The 20,157-nt window shown below is 59.4% G+C and carries 15 protein-coding genes and 1 pseudogene; 8 read left to right on the top strand and 8 right to left on the bottom strand.

Annotation, left to right across the window (positions count from 1 at the left end):
* Positions 1–14: 14 nt before the first annotated feature.
* The 5 genes from LMTR3_RS29635 (at position 15) to LMTR3_RS29615 (ending at position 5,325) form a co-directional block, all read left to right on the top strand.
* A complete protein-coding gene (locus LMTR3_RS29635) occupies positions 15–209 on the top strand; it encodes a hypothetical protein (protein ID WP_065748483.1) in 195 nt (64 codons plus the stop codon).
* Between the two features lie 143 nt (positions 210–352).
* Positions 353–1,291 carry a zinc ABC transporter substrate-binding protein AztC gene (aztC, locus tag LMTR3_RS29630; protein ID WP_065748482.1) on the top strand — a complete coding sequence of 313 codons (939 nt, stop codon included), beginning with the start codon at positions 353–355 and terminating at the stop codon, positions 1,289–1,291.
* Between the two features lie 51 nt (positions 1,292–1,342).
* Complete coding sequence (gene aztD / locus LMTR3_RS29625) at positions 1,343–2,551, top strand: zinc metallochaperone AztD (protein WP_065748481.1); 1,209 nt, start codon at positions 1,343–1,345, stop codon at positions 2,549–2,551.
* Positions 2,552–2,683: 132 nt separating this feature from the next.
* The gene (locus LMTR3_RS29620) at positions 2,684–3,679 is read left to right on the top strand and encodes a hypothetical protein (RefSeq protein ID WP_065748480.1); all 996 of its coding nucleotides are present in this window, start codon (positions 2,684–2,686) and stop codon (positions 3,677–3,679) included.
* A 137-nt stretch (positions 3,680–3,816) separates the two neighbouring features.
* Positions 3,817–5,325, top strand: a complete 1,509-nt coding sequence (locus LMTR3_RS29615) for a helicase HerA domain-containing protein (protein WP_065748479.1) — start codon at positions 3,817–3,819, stop codon at positions 5,323–5,325.
* A gap of 64 nt (positions 5,326–5,389) precedes the next feature.
* Here LMTR3_RS29615 and LMTR3_RS36895 read toward each other — a convergent pair.
* A pseudogene (locus LMTR3_RS36895) lies at positions 5,390–5,870 on the bottom strand (metallophosphoesterase family protein).
* Positions 5,871–6,663: 793 nt separating this feature from the next.
* Here LMTR3_RS36895 and LMTR3_RS29605 point away from each other — a divergent pair.
* Both LMTR3_RS29605 and LMTR3_RS29600 read left to right on the top strand, forming a co-directional pair.
* Positions 6,664–7,596, top strand: coding sequence for a LuxR C-terminal-related transcriptional regulator (locus LMTR3_RS29605; RefSeq protein WP_065748637.1), 933 nt, complete (start codon positions 6,664–6,666; stop codon positions 7,594–7,596).
* Positions 7,597–7,826: 230 nt separating this feature from the next.
* Positions 7,827–9,134: a polysaccharide biosynthesis/export family protein gene (locus LMTR3_RS29600; RefSeq protein ID WP_065748477.1), complete on the top strand. Its 1,308-nt coding sequence runs from the start codon at positions 7,827–7,829 to the stop codon at positions 9,132–9,134.
* Here LMTR3_RS29600 and LMTR3_RS29595 read toward each other — a convergent pair.
* From LMTR3_RS29595 to LMTR3_RS29560, 7 genes are all read right to left on the bottom strand, one after another.
* Complete coding sequence (locus LMTR3_RS29595; RefSeq protein WP_084029906.1) at positions 9,126–10,484, bottom strand: lipopolysaccharide biosynthesis protein; 1,359 nt, start codon at positions 10,482–10,484, stop codon at positions 9,126–9,128. The genes LMTR3_RS29600 and LMTR3_RS29595 overlap by 9 nt on opposite strands.
* Entirely contained in the window at positions 10,477–11,298 is an 822-nt protein-coding gene (locus LMTR3_RS29590; RefSeq protein ID WP_065748475.1) for an ATP-binding protein, read from the bottom strand. The genes LMTR3_RS29595 and LMTR3_RS29590 overlap by 8 nt, the downstream gene beginning before the upstream one ends.
* 22 nt (positions 11,299–11,320) lie before the next feature.
* Positions 11,321–12,904, bottom strand: a complete 1,584-nt coding sequence (locus LMTR3_RS29585) for a hypothetical protein (protein ID WP_141686867.1) — start codon at positions 12,902–12,904, stop codon at positions 11,321–11,323.
* The gene (locus LMTR3_RS29575) at positions 12,856–14,901 is read right to left on the bottom strand and encodes an AAA family ATPase (RefSeq protein WP_065748472.1); all 2,046 of its coding nucleotides are present in this window, start codon (positions 14,899–14,901) and stop codon (positions 12,856–12,858) included. The genes LMTR3_RS29585 and LMTR3_RS29575 overlap by 49 nt, the downstream gene beginning before the upstream one ends.
* Positions 14,902–15,049: 148 nt before the next feature.
* Positions 15,050–16,414, bottom strand: a complete 1,365-nt coding sequence (locus tag LMTR3_RS29570) for an O-antigen ligase family protein (protein WP_084029881.1) — start codon at positions 16,412–16,414, stop codon at positions 15,050–15,052.
* Positions 16,415–16,429: 15 nt separating this feature from the next.
* Positions 16,430–17,719: a glycosyltransferase gene (locus LMTR3_RS29565; protein ID WP_245320038.1), complete on the bottom strand. Its 1,290-nt coding sequence runs from the start codon at positions 17,717–17,719 to the stop codon at positions 16,430–16,432.
* Positions 17,719–18,591, bottom strand: coding sequence for an XrtA system polysaccharide deacetylase (locus LMTR3_RS29560; protein WP_065748470.1), 873 nt, complete (start codon positions 18,589–18,591; stop codon positions 17,719–17,721). Before LMTR3_RS29560 ends, LMTR3_RS29565 begins: the two co-directional genes overlap by 1 nt.
* A 495-nt stretch (positions 18,592–19,086) precedes the next feature.
* On the opposite strand from LMTR3_RS29560, the gene LMTR3_RS29555 reads away from it, so the two are divergent.
* Complete coding sequence (locus LMTR3_RS29555) at positions 19,087–20,136, top strand: FemAB family XrtA/PEP-CTERM system-associated protein (RefSeq protein WP_065748469.1); 1,050 nt, start codon at positions 19,087–19,089, stop codon at positions 20,134–20,136.
* The last annotated feature ends 21 nt before the right edge of the window (positions 20,137–20,157 follow it).

The raw sequence follows: 20,157 nt of genomic DNA, 5'->3' as shown, positions 1-20,157 counted from the left end.
ACTCAGGATCGTTCATGACCAAGGCCAAGATGGGAAAGGACGCCCTCCTCCCCGTCTCCGTTCCGTCCGGATTCCTCGGTGGCGGAAAGAGGGCCATGGGCGAGATCATTTTTGGGACTGACTTCAGATCCAAGCGCCGCGAGCGAATTTACGACGCAGGCAAGGTCTGGTCCGGAGAACATACGATCCTGGATTACACAGAGATCTAGGGCGATTGCGCTGCGGAATTGATCTTCCTCCCTTTTTTGCAATTTTTGTGTTATGTTATAACATTACATGATGGCGCCACAGCAGTCGGACCCCGCCAAGCGCCCTTCCATCGAACACCTGGAACAACGAGATACGCCAGCTCATGCTCACCAAGTTAAGAACGGTCGTGCTTGCGGGACTCGTCTCGCTATCACCGCTTGCTGCTGGCGCCGCATCGGCCAAGAAGCTCAATGTGGTCGCCAGCTTCTCGATTATCGGTGACTTTGCACGCCATGTCGGCGGAGACCGTATCGATCTCAGGTCGCTCGTCGGGGCAAACGGCGATCCTCATACTTACGAACCCAGGCCCGCAGACGTCCGAACTATTGCCGCCGCCGATATCGTCCTCGTCAACGGCCTTCAGTTCGAAGGCTTCTTGAGACGCCTTATCGAAGCGAGCCGAACAAAGGCGCCTGTTGTCGAGCTTACGAAAGGAATCCAGCCGCTCAGGAGCACGGAGCAAGCGCACAACCACGCGCAGTCTGGCCATCACCATCATCACGGCGACTACGATCCCCATGCGTGGCAAGCGGTTCCGAATGCCCGGGTCTACGTAAAGAATATCGCAGACGCGTTCTGCTCGATCGATCCGCCCGGCTGCAAGACGTATGAGACAAATGCCAAAGCCTATGATGCGACGCTCCGCGTGCTCGATGACGAGATCAGAGCGACTATCGCACCCATCCTGCCACACAAGCGCGTTGTCATCACAGCGCATGAGGCATTCGGCTACTTCGCTCACGAATACGGTTTGACATTCCTCGCGCCAGAAGGCGTCTCAACAGATACCGAGGCGTCAGCGTCCGACATCGCCAGTCTCATCCGGCAAATCAAGCGGGACAACGTCGCCGCAGTCTTCGTAGAGAACATCACCGATCCCCGTCTCGTACAGCGTATTGCCGCGGAAACAGGGTCGAAGGTGGGCGGAGAACTCTACTCCGATGCTCTGTCCCGACCCGACGGGCCGGCGGCCACCTACGTCGACATGATGAAGCACAACGTCTCGACAATCCGGAAAGCCATCGCGCCTGGTGTCCCCTGATCGAATGCGTCCTGTTCGGAGTGCGAATGCTATCTTGAGAGGAAAGATGCGATGACCCGAGTTCAAACCGGCGGTACCGTTATCCTTCTGACGACGCTCGCCCTCACCTGCGCTGCTTTGGCTGGTGAGAAAACGGCGTGGCGCCTGTTTGTTTCCGATCATTCCGAGTCAATTGTGAATGTCATCGATCTTCTCAAGCACGAGAAGATCGAAGCCTTTGCGACCAAAGCGCCAGCTCGTCTCTACCGCAGCAAGACTGGACGGACGGTACTTGCCGTGCAGAGAGGCGCGGACTTGGTCACGGCGATTGATAGTGGCATATCATTTGAAGATCATGGCGATCACGGTGACCTCAAAGTCAAGCCGCCGCGATTGCTAGGCGTTGAGATCGCGGGCAAGCAGCCATCGCACGTGGTCGAACATGGTGGTGAGATCGCGATCTTCTTCGACGGCGAGGGCCGCGCTCGAATCGCATCCGAAAGGACGATCCAGGAATCGAAGCCTGTTCTGCGCAAAACCGCACCGGGGCTGCCTCACCATGGGGTAGCGGTTACGAATGATCGCTACACGCTCATTTCCGAACCTAACGCCCAGAACTCAGGCGAATTGCCCATCGGCATCAGTATCGTCGACAAGTCCGGCGCGCAAATCGGCGGCGTTCATTCGTGCCCGGACCTGCACGGCGAAGCAACATCGGGAAACATCCTTGCTTTCAGTTGCGCTAGCGGACTTCTCGTTGTCAGCATGGACGTGTCCACGCCGCAGATTAAGCACCTTCCCTACGCCGCGGCGCTGCCAAGCGGCAAGACGACCACCATGCTCGGCGGACGAGGCTTGCAATACTTCCTTGGCAATTACGGTTCTGACAAGGTCGTTCTGATAGACCCGGCTGAAGCGGAGTCTTTCCGCCTCGTGACATTACCAATGCGGCGGGTAGATTTTGCCGTCGATCCAGTCCGTGCAAAATTCGCATACGTCTTCACGGAGGATGGACGATTGCATCGATTGGACGTTATCGCGGGAGAGATTGACGGATCGCTCCGAGTAACCGAACCCTATTCCATGGACGGTCATTGGAATGATCCGCGACCGCGGTTGGCAGTCGCTGGCGACAAGATCGTAGTCACTGATCCGTCAAGAGGCGTCGTTTCGCTCGTCGATGCAACGAGCCTCACGAAAACCGGCGAAATTGCGCTCGGCGGAAGACCCTTCAATATAGTTGCGGTGGGCGGATCAGGTCAGACTCATGACGATGAGTAGTTACGGTATCCTACAGCCATGGTCACCGCTCCGATTGAAAGACAGGGAGACTTCTACTGAAGTGAGGAGTCTTTGCGGGACCTGGAGACATCCGCGTCAAGTGCAAAATGAACCGACAAGAGAGATGATCCGTTGCGGTCGAGATTGCACCTTCTGAAGATCGCCGGCCTCGGTATCGTAACCATCTTGTCCTGTTCAGGCCCGGCTTTTGCGGTGGGGCAATCGTCAGCCCCGCCGGCTTGGTTACAGGCCCACGTCGGCGACGGCGAGGGTCAAATCGCACGAGTGGTCTTGGAGAGAGCTCGCGCGCTTTACCTGAAAAAAGTCCGTGATGGCGCGGTCAGAAGTCCCTGCTACTTCGCCATGGATGCCACGCGGCCCAACTATGCAAGTGAACGCACATTGGGGCGCCGGTTTTACATTATCTGCGAAGCCGACCGGTCGTTCCGTGCAATTTCGGCGGGTCACGGCAGCGGTCACGATTTGAAAGGCCTCGTGGATTTTGCAAATGGGAGGCGCTGCGCGAAGAACTTCGGCAATGCGATCGATTCCAATCTGACAACCGGTGGTGCGTATGTGACGGCCGAGACGAAAACATCCTTCAAAGGATATTATCGGGTTTCGACCAGGCGAGACGCCGTTTTGGTACGCTCGTTCGTTCAGTTTGACGGCGAAGGCGAGACCGCAAATGCCAGACAGCGCGCGATCGGCGGACATGCAGCCGTATCGCTAAAGGGCGTATGTCGTCGAAAGGATCCACACAGCCCACACGCAAACCACGACGGTTACGTTCCGTTTGGAACGCTGGTGGACTACTCTGCAGGCCGTAGCAATGGTTGCACCAGTTGGTCACCGTCGGACGCCCGGCAAATCATCCCGATGTTGAAAGACAATCCGAGCACGATCTACATTTATCCTGAATCATACGATATCGACGCCATCGGCAAAGCCGTTGCTACTGGGCAGTTGCCATCGAGCCGGGGATTGTATTGGAACGCATCCTGCTTGAAAGAGATTCGCTCTCCGAAATTTTGGTCAAAAGAGGGTCTCGAGCCAATCCTTGCTCAGTACAAGAAGGATCATCCGGTGCCGTCGCCGCGGCCGGCGCCGATCTGCAAGGAGCCGTGAATTTATCCCGTGAAGCGGGCATCCATCTAATGGCGTTCGACCAGCCGTGGAGAACACGGGGTAGTCGGCCATGGGCGCTCGACGGGCCGCGATCAGGTTGTTAAGCCCGCCTCCGCAGGAGCCTTTTGAGTCGAGACATGACCGTTGCGATCGAGATGGGACACACCAGGGCAGGCGCCCCGGCGACTCTGGACCTTGAGGAACTGCTTGCGACCCGCCTACTGGTGCAGGGCAATTCTGGCTCCGGCAAATCCCATCTGCTGCGCCGGCTACTGGAACAGAGTGCCCCCTGGGTGCAGCAGACCATCATTGACCCCGAGGGCGATTTCGTGACGCTTGCCGATCGTTTCGGCCACCTTCTGATCGATGCCGAGGATCATACCGAGCGGGGTCTCCAAGTCGCTGGTGAGCGAGCGCGCATCCATCGCATCTCGACGGTGCTCAATCTCGAGGGCCTCGACGCCGAGAACCAGATGCGGCGCGCCGCTGCCTTTCTCGGCGGGCTTTTCGACGTCGCCCGCGACCACTGGTATCCGATGCTGGTGGTGGTGGATGAGGCGCAGCTCTTCGCGCCGGCAGTCGCCGGCGAAGTTTCGGACGAGGCGCGCAAACTCTCGCTCGGCGCCATGACGAACCTGATGTGCCGTGGCCGCAAACGCGGGCTTGCCGGGGTCATCGCCACCCAGCGACTGGCGAAGCTCGCCAAGAACGTCGCGGCCGAGGCGTCCAATTTCCTCATGGGCCGAACCTTTCTAGACATCGACATGGCACGCGCCGCCGACCTTCTGGGCATGGAGCGGCGACAGGCAGAGGCCTTCCGGGATCTGGAGCGCGGGCAATTCATGGCGCTGGGACCGGCCCTCTCCCGCCGTCCGCTGGGCTTGCGCATTGGTCCAACGGATACTACGCCGCGCAACGCGACCCCGCGCCTGATGCCTCTGCCGGAAGCGACACTGGACGCACGCGCCATCATCCTGGCAGCACCGCCGCCCGAGAATAATCGGTCCCAGCGCCGGTCGCCGCCAGACCTCCTCGGCCAGCTCGCGGCGGCGAAAACCGCGGCGCTGGAGACCCGTCCCGAAGCGGTGGAGCAGCCACTCAGCCCTGAGGAACTGGCGGAGCGGCGTGAGCGGATGGACCGTGTTCTGCGCGCCGTCATGGCGGAACCCGACGCGGGATTCCGTTCCATTGGCGTCCTCTATCAGGAGTTCGCGGTCCGCTGCCGAATAGAGGGCTTCGGTTCGGCCGTGCCGGACTTGGGTAGCTTCCGTCGCATGCTGACGCGCGCCCGCGCCGGGCTCGGCTCCGATATGGCTGAGGATGACGGGTGGCAGGATGTATCGGTCCGCGCTTCACTTCTGCCGGAGGATATGCAAGGCGTCTTCATGATGATCGCCCGCGCCGCAAAGGAAGGTTGGCCCTGCCCGGGCGATGCAGCGATTGCCCGCGCGTATGGCTCACATTCGTTGCGCCGTGCACGGCGTCTGTTGACCTATATCGAGGAGCAGGGCCTCATCGTTTGCCAGCTTGACGGCGCCGGTCGGCGGATCGTGACGCTCGTCGAACTGGCTTGGGCGACGGCACCGGGCGACCCCAATGCCGAGGAACCGCCGGCGGAGCAAGGCTGCAGCAGTTCGGTTGCATGACGCAGCGGTCGAGCGCGGATTCAGAAAATACCACGCATACCGGGCCGAAACTACGTCGGACACTTCACGCGGTGCGACTAAGGTCATGAATGACCGGCCGAAGGCCGCTTGGGGTTATCTCCAAAGTAGCCAGTGTGACGGGCAGCTTGAAACGACGTGGCCCTGCACTTCCAGGATTTAGGTATAGCACATCGTCAATCGTTTGGATCCGCGGTCGATGCGAGTGGCCGGAAACGACCACGTCAATTCCGCAAACTGCTGGATCAATCTGCAGTTCCTGAAGGTCGTGCAAGACATAGAACGATCGCTCCCCGAGCCGTACCGCGTGAGTGTCAGGATAATGTTTCGCCCAGTCGCCGGTATCGATGTTCCCTCTAATCGCGGTGACAGGCGCAATCCGACCGAGTCTGACAAGAACATCCGCACGACCAATATCGCCAGCGTGGATGATATGCGCCACGCCGGCAAGCCCTTGCTCAGCCTCGGGCCGCAGGAGCCCGTGGGTGTTCCGAGACGATTCCAATCCGCAGCACTGCAGCATCCATCGATGCGAGCCGAACGGCATGGCCTGAAACGCGACCGGGATAACAAGCCACCATGGTGTGATCTATGGTCAGCGCGCCGCGATGCGTGACACCGCGGACTGTCCGGGTTCCGTCCTGTTTCGACTTGGGTGTTCCGAGCTGGCGTGTGGTTCGGTCTGCAATCAGCACACTGACACAACGCATGGGCGGTCCTCGACCTGCGCCGGCCTGATTTAAACCCCATGCGTTCCCGCACGTTTCCTATGACTCGCTGAAATAACCATTTTCGAGGCGGCTCGATTGTCCCGCAACGCAAAAAATAGAAGCTTTGTTTGCCACTCTCGCAGCTAATCCAAACGTGGAGCACGGTGACAGTTCCGAACTGCCGAGTTCAGGAAGGTCCGCGCGCCGCGATCGCTGATTGAGCGCGATGTCGCGGCCCGCCTTGCACCTCAACGCATGCAACTATTTCTATAAAGTGAAGCCCTTCCTGCAAAGTAAAGCCCTTCCTGCGCATTTTGCGCCGCTCCATGCGCCCGCAGTGGCAAACTGCCTCACTCAGGGCGGCCGCACATATAACCTAAGATATATATGGAGAACGAGAATTCGAATCTAAAATTAAAGAAAGCCTCGCAAACGAGGCGACGTTTTGAAAGTTGGAGCCGTGACATTTTCAGTGGGGAAATACCGAAGGCGCATAGCCTGAGTATCTCAACGTCAAGACTACACTAGAGAAGCATTAGGCCATCAATAGTGGGGCCGCCGATCGGCTGCCCTTTACGAATGTTATTGCGTGCAGGGCTGGGAGGGTCTCATGTGGAGGCGGCCACCTTTTGCGACTGTGCTCATTGGCAAAAGCGTCTTACTCAGAGAAGGACTTTCTAGAATCTTACGCACGGCAAGTTTTCGTATCCAGGGCTCAGTATCATGCGCTGATGATCTGATCCCGAGCACACTTCAACGACATCAGCCGCTGTTTCTCATTATCCATACCGGAAATGACTTTGATTCCACCGTCGAGCAGATCGAGTTGCTCAGGGAGCGGTATCCGAACGGGCGCATCGCGATCGTGGCTGACCACTACCGGCTGAGCGAGTTGGTTTCAGCATTCCGAGCCGGCGCAAACGGTTATCTCCTCGACGTCACGACGTGCGATGCATTTATCAAATCCATCGAGCTCGTGATGATCGGCCAAACAATCTTCCTGCCGGCTCTGCTTTCATTCGCTCGCGACGCCGAATCCGCATCCCACGGCGAGACCGAGCAGCGTCGCGAAAATGACCGCGCGATCCTTTTAGAGAAAGAGGATGCAACTGCAGACGAGGCGACTGCAGAGAAAGCGACTGCGCCCCAGCTATCTCCTCGCGAAAAGACAATTTTGCGATGCCTCATAGAGGGCGATACCAATAAATGCATAGCGCGCAAGATCGACATCGCCGAGGCGACCGTAAAAGTCCACGTAAAGGCGATCCTTCGCAAGATCCGGGTTCAAAACCGGACTCAAGCGGCGATTTGGGCGATGAACAACGGCCTCCTGACACATTCGAAGGACACGAGCTCCCCGCCCACAGTTCCCGAGGTGGGCGAGCGACCTCCAAGTCCCGGCGAGGCGATCGCCGAGGCGCCGGCGCAACTATGTGTGGTCACCCGCGATATAAATCGGGTCGAGATAGCTCGTATCGACGACCACCTGATCCGCAACCGCGTCAACGGAACGGCTCTTGGCACGGGACGGTTTGGCAAATAGTCGACGGTCGCCGAGCCTAGGGATCGGTCGTCCAGTGAATTTTCTCCGGGCAAGAGATTGAAAGTGAGCAAATCGCAAGAATCGAGCCTCGCCAGATCGCGGTGTGTTCTGGCCGGTTGTTTCCAACGTCCGGCGACACTTGGGTATGACGCGGGGGTTGCCGGAGGCACGTTGTGCAAACCGCCACCATCACTCCATCACAGATCGAAAACGACCGCGGGAGGGCTACCATGCGATCGGCCTTTGAAGCGAGCTTAGCGGCCGGTGGTGCTCAGCTTCTCGGCAGAAGGCGCGACGCTGCGGCGCTGCTGATTGCTGTGGCTCTCACCTGTTCGATCGCGCCGGCAAAGGCCGACTACCTGCTGCATCCGGGAGACATCCTCGAGATTTCCGTCGCCCGACTTCCCGAGCTCAAGCACCGGGTCCCCGTTCAACTGGATGGCACCATCTCGTTTCCGCTGCTCGGGACCATGGCGGTGGCGGGCATGTCCACAGCGGACCTGCAGGCCAAGGTGCAAGCCACGCTCGCGGCGAAAGTCTTTCGGCAAAGAACCCCGGACGGACGCGAGAACTCCGTGACGATCGATCCTGATGAGGTTACCGCGACGATTGTCGAATACCGACCAATCTACGTCAACGGCGATGTCGCCAGGCCGGGCCAGCAGGTCTTCCGTCCCCTCATGACGGTACGGCAGGTCATAGCCCTGTCGGGCGGATACGACGTTATGCGCCTGAGGATGAATAATCCCGTCCTGGAAACTGCAGATTTGCGGGGCGAGTACGAGGCGCTCTGGACCGAGTATGCCAGAGCACAAGCGCATGTCTGGCGCCTCAAGCAAGAACTGGGACAAGAGTCTGGGCTCGATCGCGCGTCCTTGCTTGACGTGCCGGTTGCACGATCAACTGCGCTCGATATTGTCAACGGAGAGGCCGAGCAGCTACAGGCCCGCTTGGCGGACCAGCAGGCCGAAAAAAAATTCCTTCAGCGTGCGATCGTTCAGGCCGACGATCAGATTCGCGTCCTTTCGGAGCAGCAGAAAACGGAAGAACAGGCAAACCAGGCCGACACCGAGGAGCTGGAACGCGCCAAGGAGCTCTTCAACAGAGGAAACTTGACAAATCTTCGCGTCAGCGATGCACGTCGCGCCATGCTATTATCATCTACGCGGAAGCTGCAGACCACGGCACAATTGATGCAGACCAAGCGGCAACGAGATGATTTTTTGCGGCAGATCGAGCGGCTCGATGGACAGCGCAAGAGTGATACGCTTCGCGAACTGCAGGATGCTATCGTGACCCTGAGCAAAATCCGATTCAAGCTGCAGAGCACGGGCGAAAAGCTTCAGTACGCTGCTCTTGCCAAGTCGCAGTTGGCACGAGGATTGGGCAATGAACCTTCGATCACGATCCTCAGAAATGGCAGCAACGGTATCGACCATCTGGTCGCGAACGAGGAGTCCGAACTTCAGCCCGGCGATGTGGTTGAGGTCGCCTTGCGGGAAGATAATTCCGGCGCCGATCTGAGCAGCCTACGTTAAACGCTCACCTACGGCGATGGCACATGGCTTCTTCTCGAGGGGCAGTCGCATGCTGGCGAGTATACCCGGCAACAGACCCAAACGCCTCCATAGCAAGAGCGCCATTGCCACGTTCCAGATGACCAGAGACGCCGCGGTACCCGCGGCCGCACCAAGCAATCCGAACTCGGCAACAAGTATGGCACTTGTAGCCAAGTTGACGGCTGCACAGGTTACGAGCAGTACAGCGGCACTTCGTTCATGACCGGTCATGGTCATAACGTACAGTTGGGAACCGGCACTGGCGGCGATCACCTGGCTGATGAGAAGAACCCGTAGCGCGGGTACGCCTGCCTCATAACCGGCACCGAACCAATCAAGAAGAGGCCCAGCCAGCAAGAAAAGCGCTACAGCAATGCAAATTCCTGCACAGAACGTCCATGAGGACGTCTTGGTAATCAGCACTTGCATGGTGCGCATATCGCTACGCGCATGGAGATCAGAGATAACGGGCGCGAACAAGGTGTTCATCGCGATGCGCGGCAGCGTGACCACAAGAGCGATGTTGAAGGCGAGACTGTAGATTCCGGCGTCCTTGGTATCTCCGATCCATCCCAGCAATAGGACTCCGGTACGGTTCATCAGGCACTCGGTGGCGCCGAGAATGACGAGCGGTATCGCTGTCCGGCGCCAGACCGCGGCGTCGTACGCTGGCAAGGTGTCATCAATGGCTCGAGGGCGGCGACGCCGCATGGCATGGCCCGCACAGATAAGCCCGAGCACCGCGCCGGTCAGCGTAGCCATCATCACGAATGGCGCATTGAGCGTCCACCCAAGACCGACACTGGCGGTAGCAACGAGGACGACCAGTACCCCGTCCCGTACGACGCGGTCTGGTATCAGCGCGGAAGTTACACCACCAAAGGCGCGCACCACCGAGCATCGGACCCGCACAAGGGCCAAAATCGGCACCAGCGCGAATCCGGCGAGATATGTGGTCTGGAGTTCAGATGAGGACGCCCAACGCACGACGCAGACGCCGATGAGGATCACCAGCAGGCCGACCAACGCCACCCGTCGCTGCGCATACTGGATCACTCCCCTGAGCAAGGGCCACGCCCGCTCCGCCTCGTAGGCGGGCACATAGCGCAATATTCCAACATCGAAACCGAGTGTCGAAAAATACGCCAACACGACCATCCAAGCGAAGGCATAGGCATACAGGCCATAGGTGTCGACGCCCACAATGCGCGCGATGACGAGCTGAGAGAGGTAGGTTAGCGCGATACCCAAGCCATAGACAAAAAAGGCGGTAACGCCGCCGCGGGCAACCTTGCTTACCGGCGCGCTTCCAGGCAATCCATCAGCCACGTCGGTCTCCTCCATATCTCCACGCAGCAGCCTTGCTGATCTTCATGACGGCGTTTGCCCGCGCGTTGTTTTGACGCCTTCTGGCTACCTCCTTCTCAATCATGGTCACGCTCTCATCGAGCGACTGCTGATCGAGAGACGATGCACTCAGCACGGGTCGACCTCGCTGCAATAACAAATCATGCAAGCGATCAATCATTGGCACCGATGCCAGGCTGGTCTTCAGATCAGGCTCGAACAGTTGCTCAATACTCCCTTGAAGCCGCAACCGGTTCTTGAGGCGGGCTTTCAGGAGTTCCACCGGAGCATCCAGGCGGATGACCAAGTCGGACTTCGGCACGGAATCGAGGGCGTCGGCAATACGAGCGTCATTCACCGATCTAGCCAGCGATGCCAACGAGAACACCGCCTGAACAAACGCCTGATCAAATAATGCGATATGGGTGGCACCGGCCGCTTCATGCCAGGAGTGCGACAGCCGCACTATGTATTGACTGTTCTTCATCGACGCAAAGACGCTAGTTGGCGGCAGCAGGCGTATCAGATCAACTGCTGTCCTTACGTCGCGGGCATTGGCAAGCGGGTGACACGCAATGGTCAGCATCTCCAGCAGGGGCCGGCTCAAGCGCTTGATCACCACATTCTGATGTCGCGGTGTCCCGGCACCGCAACGATCGAGAGACTGCTGGCGCTCGTTCGGTCGGTAGCTGCCACTGAGCTGCGCGAGTTGACCGCGTTCTCGCAAGCGGACTGCAAGCGCCCGCGCGAGTGTAGTCTTGCCAGCACCGGGAGGACCGAACAGCTCGATTATCATGCGTCGCTCCCTATCATCGGCTCTAGAGGAGGCGCCAGATTTCGCGCTTGACCGCACGGATCACCTGCGCGAACGGCTGTTCGGCGTCTACACACACGACGCGGGCTCGGGGAAATTGGAGCCGCTGCAGAGCCGCGATGCGCTCTCGGATGATCGCCGGGTCCATCTCCGGCTCGCGCCTCGCAGCCGTCTCGGGTGTCACCACCAATTTGATGACGAGATCCGGCGGAACGCGGTCCGCGAGCGCATAGGCAGCGGCCTCCAGTCGACGAAGCCAACCCGGCGCGACGGTTAGACGTGTCAATAAGGGACCATCGTTGAATCCACGAATTTGATCCTGCGGATAGCGGTCGGCGAGCACGAAGAGGCCCCGGTTGGTTGCGCGTCGCGCCGCTGTGAGCTTTTTTCGTTTGTCCGCGGCCACTGCTACGGCCCAGATCATCAGCAGCAGGCTGTAGAGACTTCCCGGAGCCTGGCCCGATTTTTTCCCGTGCGACGCACAACTCGGTTTGCTCTTGAGGACACGCATGATCAACGGCATGATCAACTTGAACGGCCGAAGAAACAGCGATGGCCTGCCATCCCCCGTACCGAAATAGATCGGTACGACGTCAATCTTTGAATTAAGCCAAGCCCGCAGGGCTGCCACTGACGTGCTTTTGCCGCTGCCATCGACACCGACGATTGCCACCATTCGTCCGCCGCCGGGCGCGCGCCGGTTCCAGGGGCGCGGCACGTGGAGAACATGTTTGTTCAAGCCGCCGGCAATCCAGAGCACGGCTCGCGCGCCACTCCGTACCCGCGCCTCGAGAGCGTTATAGCTGCGGTAGGCCGCACAATGTCTTCGTACGTATCGGCAAAGCCGCGCCTGGCTATCCAGCTCTTCCTTGTCGTAAAGGGCGTCGGCAACGAGGTCCGCCAACTCCTCGTTCAGTAGTTCAGAAGCAAGCAAGCGAAGAGCACCATGATCGACCTGCGCGGCCAACTCGGCGCGGTCAAGCGCAAACTTGCGCTTTGCTGCCTGCCATTCTCCAAGCGTCATGGGATCGAGTCGCCGCAGCTCAAGGCAGGCGCGTAGGATCAACAGCAGTGCCTCCGCCGTCGGTTCAAGTATGCGAATTGGCAGCGTGGGATGGTGCATGGCCCGGGTCAGAAGCGCCTCTTCCCACGGAATTCGGTAGTTCTTGAGAAGTCGTTCGCCGACGATCAGCACGGAATGGAAATGAATGTGGATTAGCCGGCCGCCACGTTCGTCGTAGCCAAGAAAACTCAGTGCCGGATGATCACGGTCGCCCACAGATGGAAAGAGCTTAAAATCGCGTTCGATCAGTATTCGTTGTGCACGATGCTGGTCACTTCTTGCCACGAGAAGATCGATATCCCCTTCCCCACCGAGAATCGAAAGGAGCCGCCTGCTGCTCTTCCAGTAACAGTAAGAGATCTGCTGCCGATGAAATTCGTTGAAGACCCCAGCCAACTCAGGTGGCATCGCTTCGACACAGGATTGACGGATCAAGCCGATGTCGTGCGCCGCGTTCATCTGAGTTAATTCAGACATCATCGGCCTGCAGGCTTGCCCGACTTCGAGTTCTTGACCTTTGCGCATTGGGACGATCTCGTTGGTGGTGGATCAAGTTGCGACGCATGTTTCGTTACTCGCTTTCTCGGCCCGTCCGGGCCCAGTCGCGATTCAATGGAGCGGGAAGAATATCGCTTGTGGTTCACTACATCACCGTAGCGATATCGAGCGTGCTTGTTGGGAGCAACCTGGGTCAGTATGGCCATCGCAACGTCGCCGCGATCACGGCTGAAACGGCCTGAACCTCGAAGCTGACTCAGCGCATTTTGAGCAAGCTCGCGCCTCGTGCTTCCCCATTTCACGACCAACAGCAGCTTGTCGGCCATGGAAGCAAGCAACCGCGCCTCGATCGCCCCGAGCACGGGCGGGGCATCAATGATCACACAGTCGTAACACTCGCGCAGCTGACGAATGAGGTTCGGCATCTGTTCGGAGGCAAAGAGCGCCAACGGGTCACCCCGGTAAGCGGCTATTGGAAGATAGTCCTGCCGCGCTTCCCCGCCGCGCCGTATCAGCTCTGTGAGCGGTCGATTTTTCAGGAGCAACTCCTCGACTAGCCCAGAGCCTGGGTCGTTCGACCCGTGGCGCGCCGTACCCTGCCGGAGATCGAAATCGACCAGGAGCACGCGTCGTCCGAGGATCCCGATGTAAGACGCGAGGCTTAAGGCCAGCGTCGTTTTTCCTTCCCCGTGAATGCTGGAGCTCACCACGACTACCTTGGAAGAACGGGTGGGCGCCGCCAGTCCTAATGCTGCGACCGTCGATCGGATCGCCTCTGCGTATGCGGAAGATCGGCCGGTCAGAAGATGTTGACCGGGGAGAACTACCTGCCTTCGCGCAAGCCGTGGAACCAGCCCGATGCATGGAATCCCCAGCGCATCGGCGGTTTCTTGCTGGCTGCGCAACCCTCGATCCAGCTGCTCAAGAAGAACGGCAAGCCACCCTCCGCTGATTGCAAAAAGAACGAACGCAGGAAAGATGAAGAGGATTGGGTTATGCGAACTTGGCCGGTTCGGTACCCCCGCGAACAATTGGATTCCGACACTTGATGAGACATTTTCCTGCTGGTCGCGTATCTCTTTTTGACGCCGCAGAAGGCTATCATAGTGCTGCGCGCTGTTCCCCGCCTGACGCAGGAGCTCACGTAAATGACCGTCGGCCGTTCGTTCGGTGCTACGGGCGTTCTGCTGGAGCGCCTTCTGCACCGCACTGCCAGCCGCTTCCATTTCGGACTTGGCCTCAGCAATTCGTTCATCCAGCTGCGCCATTTCACCCGTCATACTTGCCTGCTTCTGTTGAACCAGGCCGTCGATATAGAGCTGGACGATGCGATTGGCGAACGTCGCGGCCTTCTCAGCGCTGGTGGACGTAAAGGCGATGGAAATAACACGGGAGCGACGCTCCCGGATTGCTTTGGTATTGCGTTCGAACTCCTCAAGACGCGGCACCGCCGTGTCTGCAGTCCGACGAAGTTCTCCAAGCCAGAGATTCAGGCGCCGCCTGAGCTCGTTCAGGCCTGCTGTTTCCTTCGCTGTCGCATTCGCTGGCTGATCCAAGACGGGCGATCCGGACGCTCCACGATTATCTCCGGAGGTCGGTTCGGGAGCGGCTTGGTCGCTCGCTAGCGGTCTAAAGTCCGACTCCTGCAAGAGACTCTCAATGACACGCTGCAAATGATCGCGGGAGCTGAGTAGCGTCACGTGGGTCTCAACGGCCTCATCCAGGGCCGCTTGAGCGCGCTCGGCTCTAACGACTGGAGCCTCGATCACGAGCTGGGCGGCTGCAGTATACTTGGGCGGAATCATGAGCCCGACGACTATGGCGAGCAGCGTACCAGTCCCGGCGATCGTGAGGATCAGTGCGCTGCGACGACGCAGGATGCCGACTATTTGGCGAAAGTGGAGTTCGCCTGATGGCGACGTGCTGGAGAGCTCAGAGCCGATCGCCTTGTGCTCCGTCGTCGAAACTCGATCCAGGCGGGCCGTCTCGTCACCCGCGTGCTCATCCAATCGCACTTGCAACATCGCTCAAGCTCACCTGGTTAGAAGTAGTTGACGGCGAACGCCTGGGAGGCCTTTGCTGCGCGGCCCGCATTGACTCACGTCCATAGTCACGGCCTTGGCAACCACCAGCGGACCAGGATCGAGGATGCTGAGCGCGCCGCACATGACTTCAACTCTCAACTCTGCGCTTCGACGCTCGGCGGGAATTGGCAGCCGCCACCAACGAGAGCGAGATTGCAAACCAGACGATCGGATGTCGTACGATCAGGTGAAAGATGCCGAAGACGGCGAGTCCGAAGATCGATGTCGTCAGGGCATCCAACCCTGCCCTGCGGGTCACGGACAGAGCTGCGGCTCCCAGCCATACGATGCTCAAGACCGCGATCAGCCCACCCTGCACAAAGAGATCCAGGAATGTGTTGTGCGCTTCGAAATTCGGAATGTCCCCGAACTCCGGATGTTCGACATGTTTTGGCTCATTCGTCGGGTCCAGCCTGCCGGCTACGATTGTCGGCGGGATTTCGAGATGCGGGCCAGGTCCCAGGCCCAGCATGCCGGCCTCGACACCCCGGCGTATTGCTCCATCCCAGAGCTCAATGCGCAGACGAGTGGTCTCTTCGGTATCGCGGCCGCCGCCGCCCTTTGTCATGCCCTTGATGGATTCCTCGACCTCGGCGGCGACAGAAGCTCCAAGCGGCGTGACGTAGGACACGACCAGCGGCAGAGCGAGAACAAGGATCCAGGCGGACGCGGAACGCAAGAGCATCCGTCTTTCCACCGACATCAGCCATTTCCAGAGCTTGAGAGTGACAAAGATCGGGCCGGCGAGAACAAGGACAAGGAGGAATGAATCACTCATCGTGAGCCGCCCCACTACGATCGCGACGACCATGCAGATCACAGCGACGATCATTCGATCGAACCGCCTGACCACCTCGGCAAGGTGCAGCGAGAGAAGGACAAGCACCGTGCAAAGGAGCGCGAGCTGGTTCGCGTTGTCGCTCAACCCGCGAAATCGGTCCCATTCCCAGGCGTCGAAATCGCCCAGGCTAACCAGTCCCCAACCGAACGCGACCTGAAGTAACAGCCATGCTGCGCCGCAGGTCACCAACAACCAAGCGACGCGATGCAGGCGAGAGCTGGCACCGGGTTCGACGACACTGAGACAGCTGACAGCGGCTGCTACGGCGTAGGCCGCGATATCATGCATGAATAAGCCCGAGTCGTGACGGTCCCCGGTGACAAATCCCGCCATCGTGCCGACGCATTGAGCGATCGCAAACGAGAGCCAAAAGACCAGCAGCGTTGACAACGGCCGGCTCAGCACGGGACCTAGTCGAGCCGCCTCGCGGGAGAGCATCAGCAAGCCCCAGAGGGCCAGGCAAATTTCGCCTGGCCCCACGGGGGCGCCATCGAACCTCAGCTGGGATGCCGTGGACAGCAGCAGTGCGACAGTCAGCAGCACATCGAGCGCAACGTCATATGCGGACGAATACCAGCTCCACTGCGGCGCCACTACGTACCGACGCATCATGAACTTCTCTCCCTCCTAGTCGCCGAGCTGCGTGACATTAGGGGCACAAGATTCATGCTCCAGCGTGCTCTCGGGCGCTGACGAGCCGTTCCGAGTGGAGCACCTCACCAGATTGTCATAGACCGCGGCGTAGCGCGCCACCGTGACCTCCAGGTTGAAGTCCGTTCTAACGAGCTGCGCTGCGCGCCGTCCCAATGCCGCGGCGGCGATCCGATCGCGAAGCAGATCGATAATTCGCTCAGCCATGAGTCGAGGATTGCGCGGCGGGACGAGAAAGCCGCTCCAGTCATCCTGAACTACATCGGTGCAGCCCGGCATCCTTGTTGCAACGATCGGGCAGGCCGCCAAGGCAGCCTCGAGCAGCGCACGAGGTACCCCTTCAAAATATTCAGTCGGAAACGCGAATACATCTGCAACGCGAAGCAACGCGGGCACATCGGACCGCGGACCGATGGCCAGCACATAGGGGGCATGCCTGTCGATCTCGGCTTGTGTCACGGCGAAAGGCCCCTCGCTCTCCCGCGGACCCACCAGCACAAAGCGCACACCGGGTCGACGCTGGTGGACCAATGCTGCGGCTTCGAGCAGCGCCGGAATTCCCTTCTGTCTCGTCATGCGCGTCACAGTCATGACGACCTCGGATGTGCCGAGACCGAGCGTCCGTCGAAGCTCGGCCGGTGACGGTCCCGTCGCCGCAGCCCGCTCGAACCTCTCGATGTCTATGCCGGAACCGGGTATCAACACGTTGCCTCCTCTGCCGACCATCCGATGGCGCACGAAGAAGGCCTGATCGTCGCGGTTCTGGAATACTGTTACTGCCGTCCAGCGGTCCGCCAGCCGCTGAAGCGTGCGATAGACCGGACGCAGCGCGAGAGCCATCGGCGAACTGCATGAATAGAGCCAGCCCAGTCCGTTTATTGTACTGACGACTTTCACATCGGCGTGGCCTCTTGCTGCGAAAGGAACCAGCACATTCAGCTTCGTGTCGAAGCACTGGACCAGATTCGGTCGCAGATCGGCGATCAGGTTCGAGATCGCTTTTAAGGCTGCCCAATCGGACAACGGATCGACGAAGCGGGCGAAATGAATGGGATGATAGTGGATGCCAGCCTGCTGGAACGGACTAGGATCGCCGGCCCCCGCAGCACTTATCCGAAATCCCCCATCACGCAGCGCGAGCAGGAATGGGATGCGAAAGGAATGGTCTACTCCTCCAATGCAAAGCAGGTGGGGTGCTTTCATGTGCTGACCGTCTAGACAGGCCGACATCGGAAGCGTACTTCGCACGGTCGCCACCTTGCTCATCACTGCAACTCCGACGAAGCACCCCTGACCTTCCATCCGTCAATCAGATCGCAAAGCGGAATCCATTCGAACGCGCCAACAAGTGCGGCGAAGCGCCCTTCACAGCGTTCAAGGTTGACGCGATGGCGAAACGCATGGGTGGCCTTGATCCCGGCCACGCGAGGCTGGCCCGCATCGATCTCCCACGGGTGGATGTAGAAGACGTAGGGCAAGCCCGACCGCAGAATCTTGCGCACGCCCCAGAGCCACAGCAGATAGGGAACCAGCCGGAAGTAGCCGCCTCCGCCCCAAGGGATGCCGCGCTTGCCAAGCTGGATGCACGAGACACAGATCTCGTAGAAGCCATCGCGAAGCAGAGTAACCGGTCTGCCAGCATCCATCCCGTTCAACCTGCCGTAGCGATGGTGCGCGATAGTCGGCATGACGGAGGAATCGTACTCAAAGCCAACATCCTGCAAAATCGGAATTGCCCATTCGGTGATAGAGAAGCTCGGCGCGCGGTAGCCGCGAACGGGCTTTCCGGTCAGATCTTCGAGACACTGCTTTGAGCGCAGCACGTCCGAGCGGAATTCACTCGGCCGCAGCGAGTAGAGCAGCTCGTGATCGTGCCCGTGAGAGGCAACCTCATGCCCAGCAGCCGCAATCGCGCGCACAAGCCGCGGGCACTGCTCGGCCACCCAGCCAAGGACGAAGAACGTGGCCCGGGCGTTGCGGGCATCGAGAATCTCCATCATGCGCATCGTGTTGCGCTCAACGCGCAGTTCGCACCGTCCCCATGCCTCGCGGGCGACATTCAGGTTTGCGGCATGAAACCAGTCCTCGACGTCGATGGAGAGTGCAGCTTTGCCGAAGCCTGGCCCGCCGGTGATCATACTTGCTCCTCCGTTGCCACGGCCGGTGGGCTACGGCACCTTGCTCGGACCTTGAGATAATCCTCGGATCGCTACAGGAGTCGGCGAAATGAGCGATGCCTCGTGGGCAGCGATAACTACTAGCACGACACCCAAGGAAACGTGCGTGTATGACGGAGTATAGTCCGGTTGGGGTATACGACCGGCGTTTACCGAGCTTCTTGGTGTCCGGATGCCGGTTCCGTCAACTTGCACCGCCACGGGCTTCGCACGAATCATCCGATTTGGCCGGACAATCAGCGGGGTGAGCGCACCGGCCCGCTTAGATGTATCTCAAGACGCGCGCGAGACGCCTTCTACCGACTTTCGAGGTACCCCGGCTTGGTCATCCTGCACCAACCCAAGTGAGAGTAAATTCGATCTGAACCGACCCAGAATGCCTGGGGAATACCGCGACGCATCCGCGAGGAAACTACCCGTGCCGCAAGGTCCAAACCACTCGGGCGACAATATCCCATGAGGCATTTCGAGATCGTCAGATTGGCGGATACGGGCCTCGATGCGAAATGGGAGAGCTACGTAGACAGCACGCCACATGCTTCCCTCTATCACGCGCTTGAATGGCGGGAGATCTTGCTACGCGCTTTCGGCCATCGAAGCTGGTATTTGATGGCACTGGACCGCGGCAAGACGCGAGGGGTTCTGCCGCTCGTCGAGATGAAGAGCTCGTTGTTCGGCCACTTTTTCGTCTCGCTGCCGTTTCTTGATTACGGCGGTATCCTGGCCGACGCACCGGAGTACGAAGTCGCGCTCGCAACCGCCGCCGCAGACCTGGCCGCGAAGAGAGGAGCGCGTCACATCGAGCTTCGGCAATCGTTCGCGGCGACAGGATCGGTGGCGGCAGGATGGAAGTTGCGGCAGCACAAAGCCGCCCTCGTCATCCCGCTCAGCAGCGATCCTGAAGTGCATTGGTCCGGCTTGAATTCCCGCTTGCGCGGCAAGGTAAGAAGAGCCGAGAAATCCGGCGCCACATTTTCGGTAGAAACGCTCGATGGACTTGACGACTTCTATCGCGTGTTCAGCCTGAACATGCGAAATCTGGGTACACCCGTATATAGCTCCAGCTTCTTTCAGCATGTCCTTCGGCGCGCGAGGGATGCCGTCGTAATGGTCGTGCGCCACGAAGGGCGACCCGCAGCCGCCGCAATCGCGCTGCGCCGCGGCCAACGAGTGGAAATGCCTTGGATCTGTTCGGATTACACACAGTCATCCTCTAGTTTGAACGAATACCTGTACTGGAACGCCATTCAATGGGCATGCAGGTCGGGCGCACGTGAACTCGACTTGGGCCGCTGTTCAATCGGTGGAGGCGTATTTCGGTTCAAGATGCAGTGGAATCCGAAGATACGCCCGCTATTCTGGTATTACTGGTTGGCGCCTGGTGTAGAGCTGCCAGAACTTAGCCCCGACAATCCGCGATATGCATTCGCTGTCGAATGTTGGAAGAAAATGCCCTTGGCCCTCGCAAACCTGCTGGGGCCATGGATTGTCCGGAGTGTTCCATAGGGAGGGCATCGCGTGCAGCTA

Source organism: Bradyrhizobium sp. LMTR 3 (genome assembly GCF_001693485.1).
Lineage (GTDB): Bacteria > Pseudomonadota > Alphaproteobacteria > Rhizobiales > Xanthobacteraceae > Bradyrhizobium.
Note: the sequence above shows the minus strand (reverse complement) of the source record. Positions and strands in the feature narration are given on the sequence as shown.

What these genes read in the sequence shown, in the direction of transcription:
- LMTR3_RS29635 (WP_065748483.1), top strand. Translation starts at nt 15, where the DNA reads ATGACCAAGGCCAAGATGGGAAAGGACGCCCTCCTCCCCGTCTCCGTT.
- aztC (WP_065748482.1), top strand. Translation starts at nt 353, where the DNA reads ATGCTCACCAAGTTAAGAACGGTCGTGCTTGCGGGACTCGTCTCGCTA.
- aztD (WP_065748481.1), top strand. Translation starts at nt 1,343, where the DNA reads ATGACCCGAGTTCAAACCGGCGGTACCGTTATCCTTCTGACGACGCTC.
- LMTR3_RS29615 (WP_065748479.1), top strand. Translation starts at nt 3,817, where the DNA reads ATGACCGTTGCGATCGAGATGGGACACACCAGGGCAGGCGCCCCGGCG.
- LMTR3_RS29605 (WP_065748637.1), top strand. Translation starts at nt 6,664, where the DNA reads ATGTGGAGGCGGCCACCTTTTGCGACTGTGCTCATTGGCAAAAGCGTC.
- LMTR3_RS29600 (WP_065748477.1), top strand. Translation starts at nt 7,827, where the DNA reads ATGCGATCGGCCTTTGAAGCGAGCTTAGCGGCCGGTGGTGCTCAGCTT.
- LMTR3_RS29590 (WP_065748475.1), bottom strand. Translation starts at nt 11,298, where the DNA reads ATGATAATCGAGCTGTTCGGTCCTCCCGGTGCTGGCAAGACTACACTC.
- LMTR3_RS29585 (WP_141686867.1), bottom strand. Translation starts at nt 12,904, where the DNA reads ATGCGCAAAGGTCAAGAACTCGAAGTCGGGCAAGCCTGCAGGCCGATG.
- LMTR3_RS29575 (WP_065748472.1), bottom strand. Translation starts at nt 14,901, where the DNA reads ATGTTGCAAGTGCGATTGGATGAGCACGCGGGTGACGAGACGGCCCGC.
- LMTR3_RS29570 (WP_084029881.1), bottom strand. Translation starts at nt 16,414, where the DNA reads ATGATGCGTCGGTACGTAGTGGCGCCGCAGTGGAGCTGGTATTCGTCC.
- LMTR3_RS29565 (WP_245320038.1), bottom strand. Translation starts at nt 17,719, where the DNA reads ATGAGCAAGGTGGCGACCGTGCGAAGTACGCTTCCGATGTCGGCCTGT.
- LMTR3_RS29560 (WP_065748470.1), bottom strand. Translation starts at nt 18,591, where the DNA reads ATGATCACCGGCGGGCCAGGCTTCGGCAAAGCTGCACTCTCCATCGAC.
- LMTR3_RS29555 (WP_065748469.1), top strand. Translation starts at nt 19,087, where the DNA reads ATGAGGCATTTCGAGATCGTCAGATTGGCGGATACGGGCCTCGATGCG.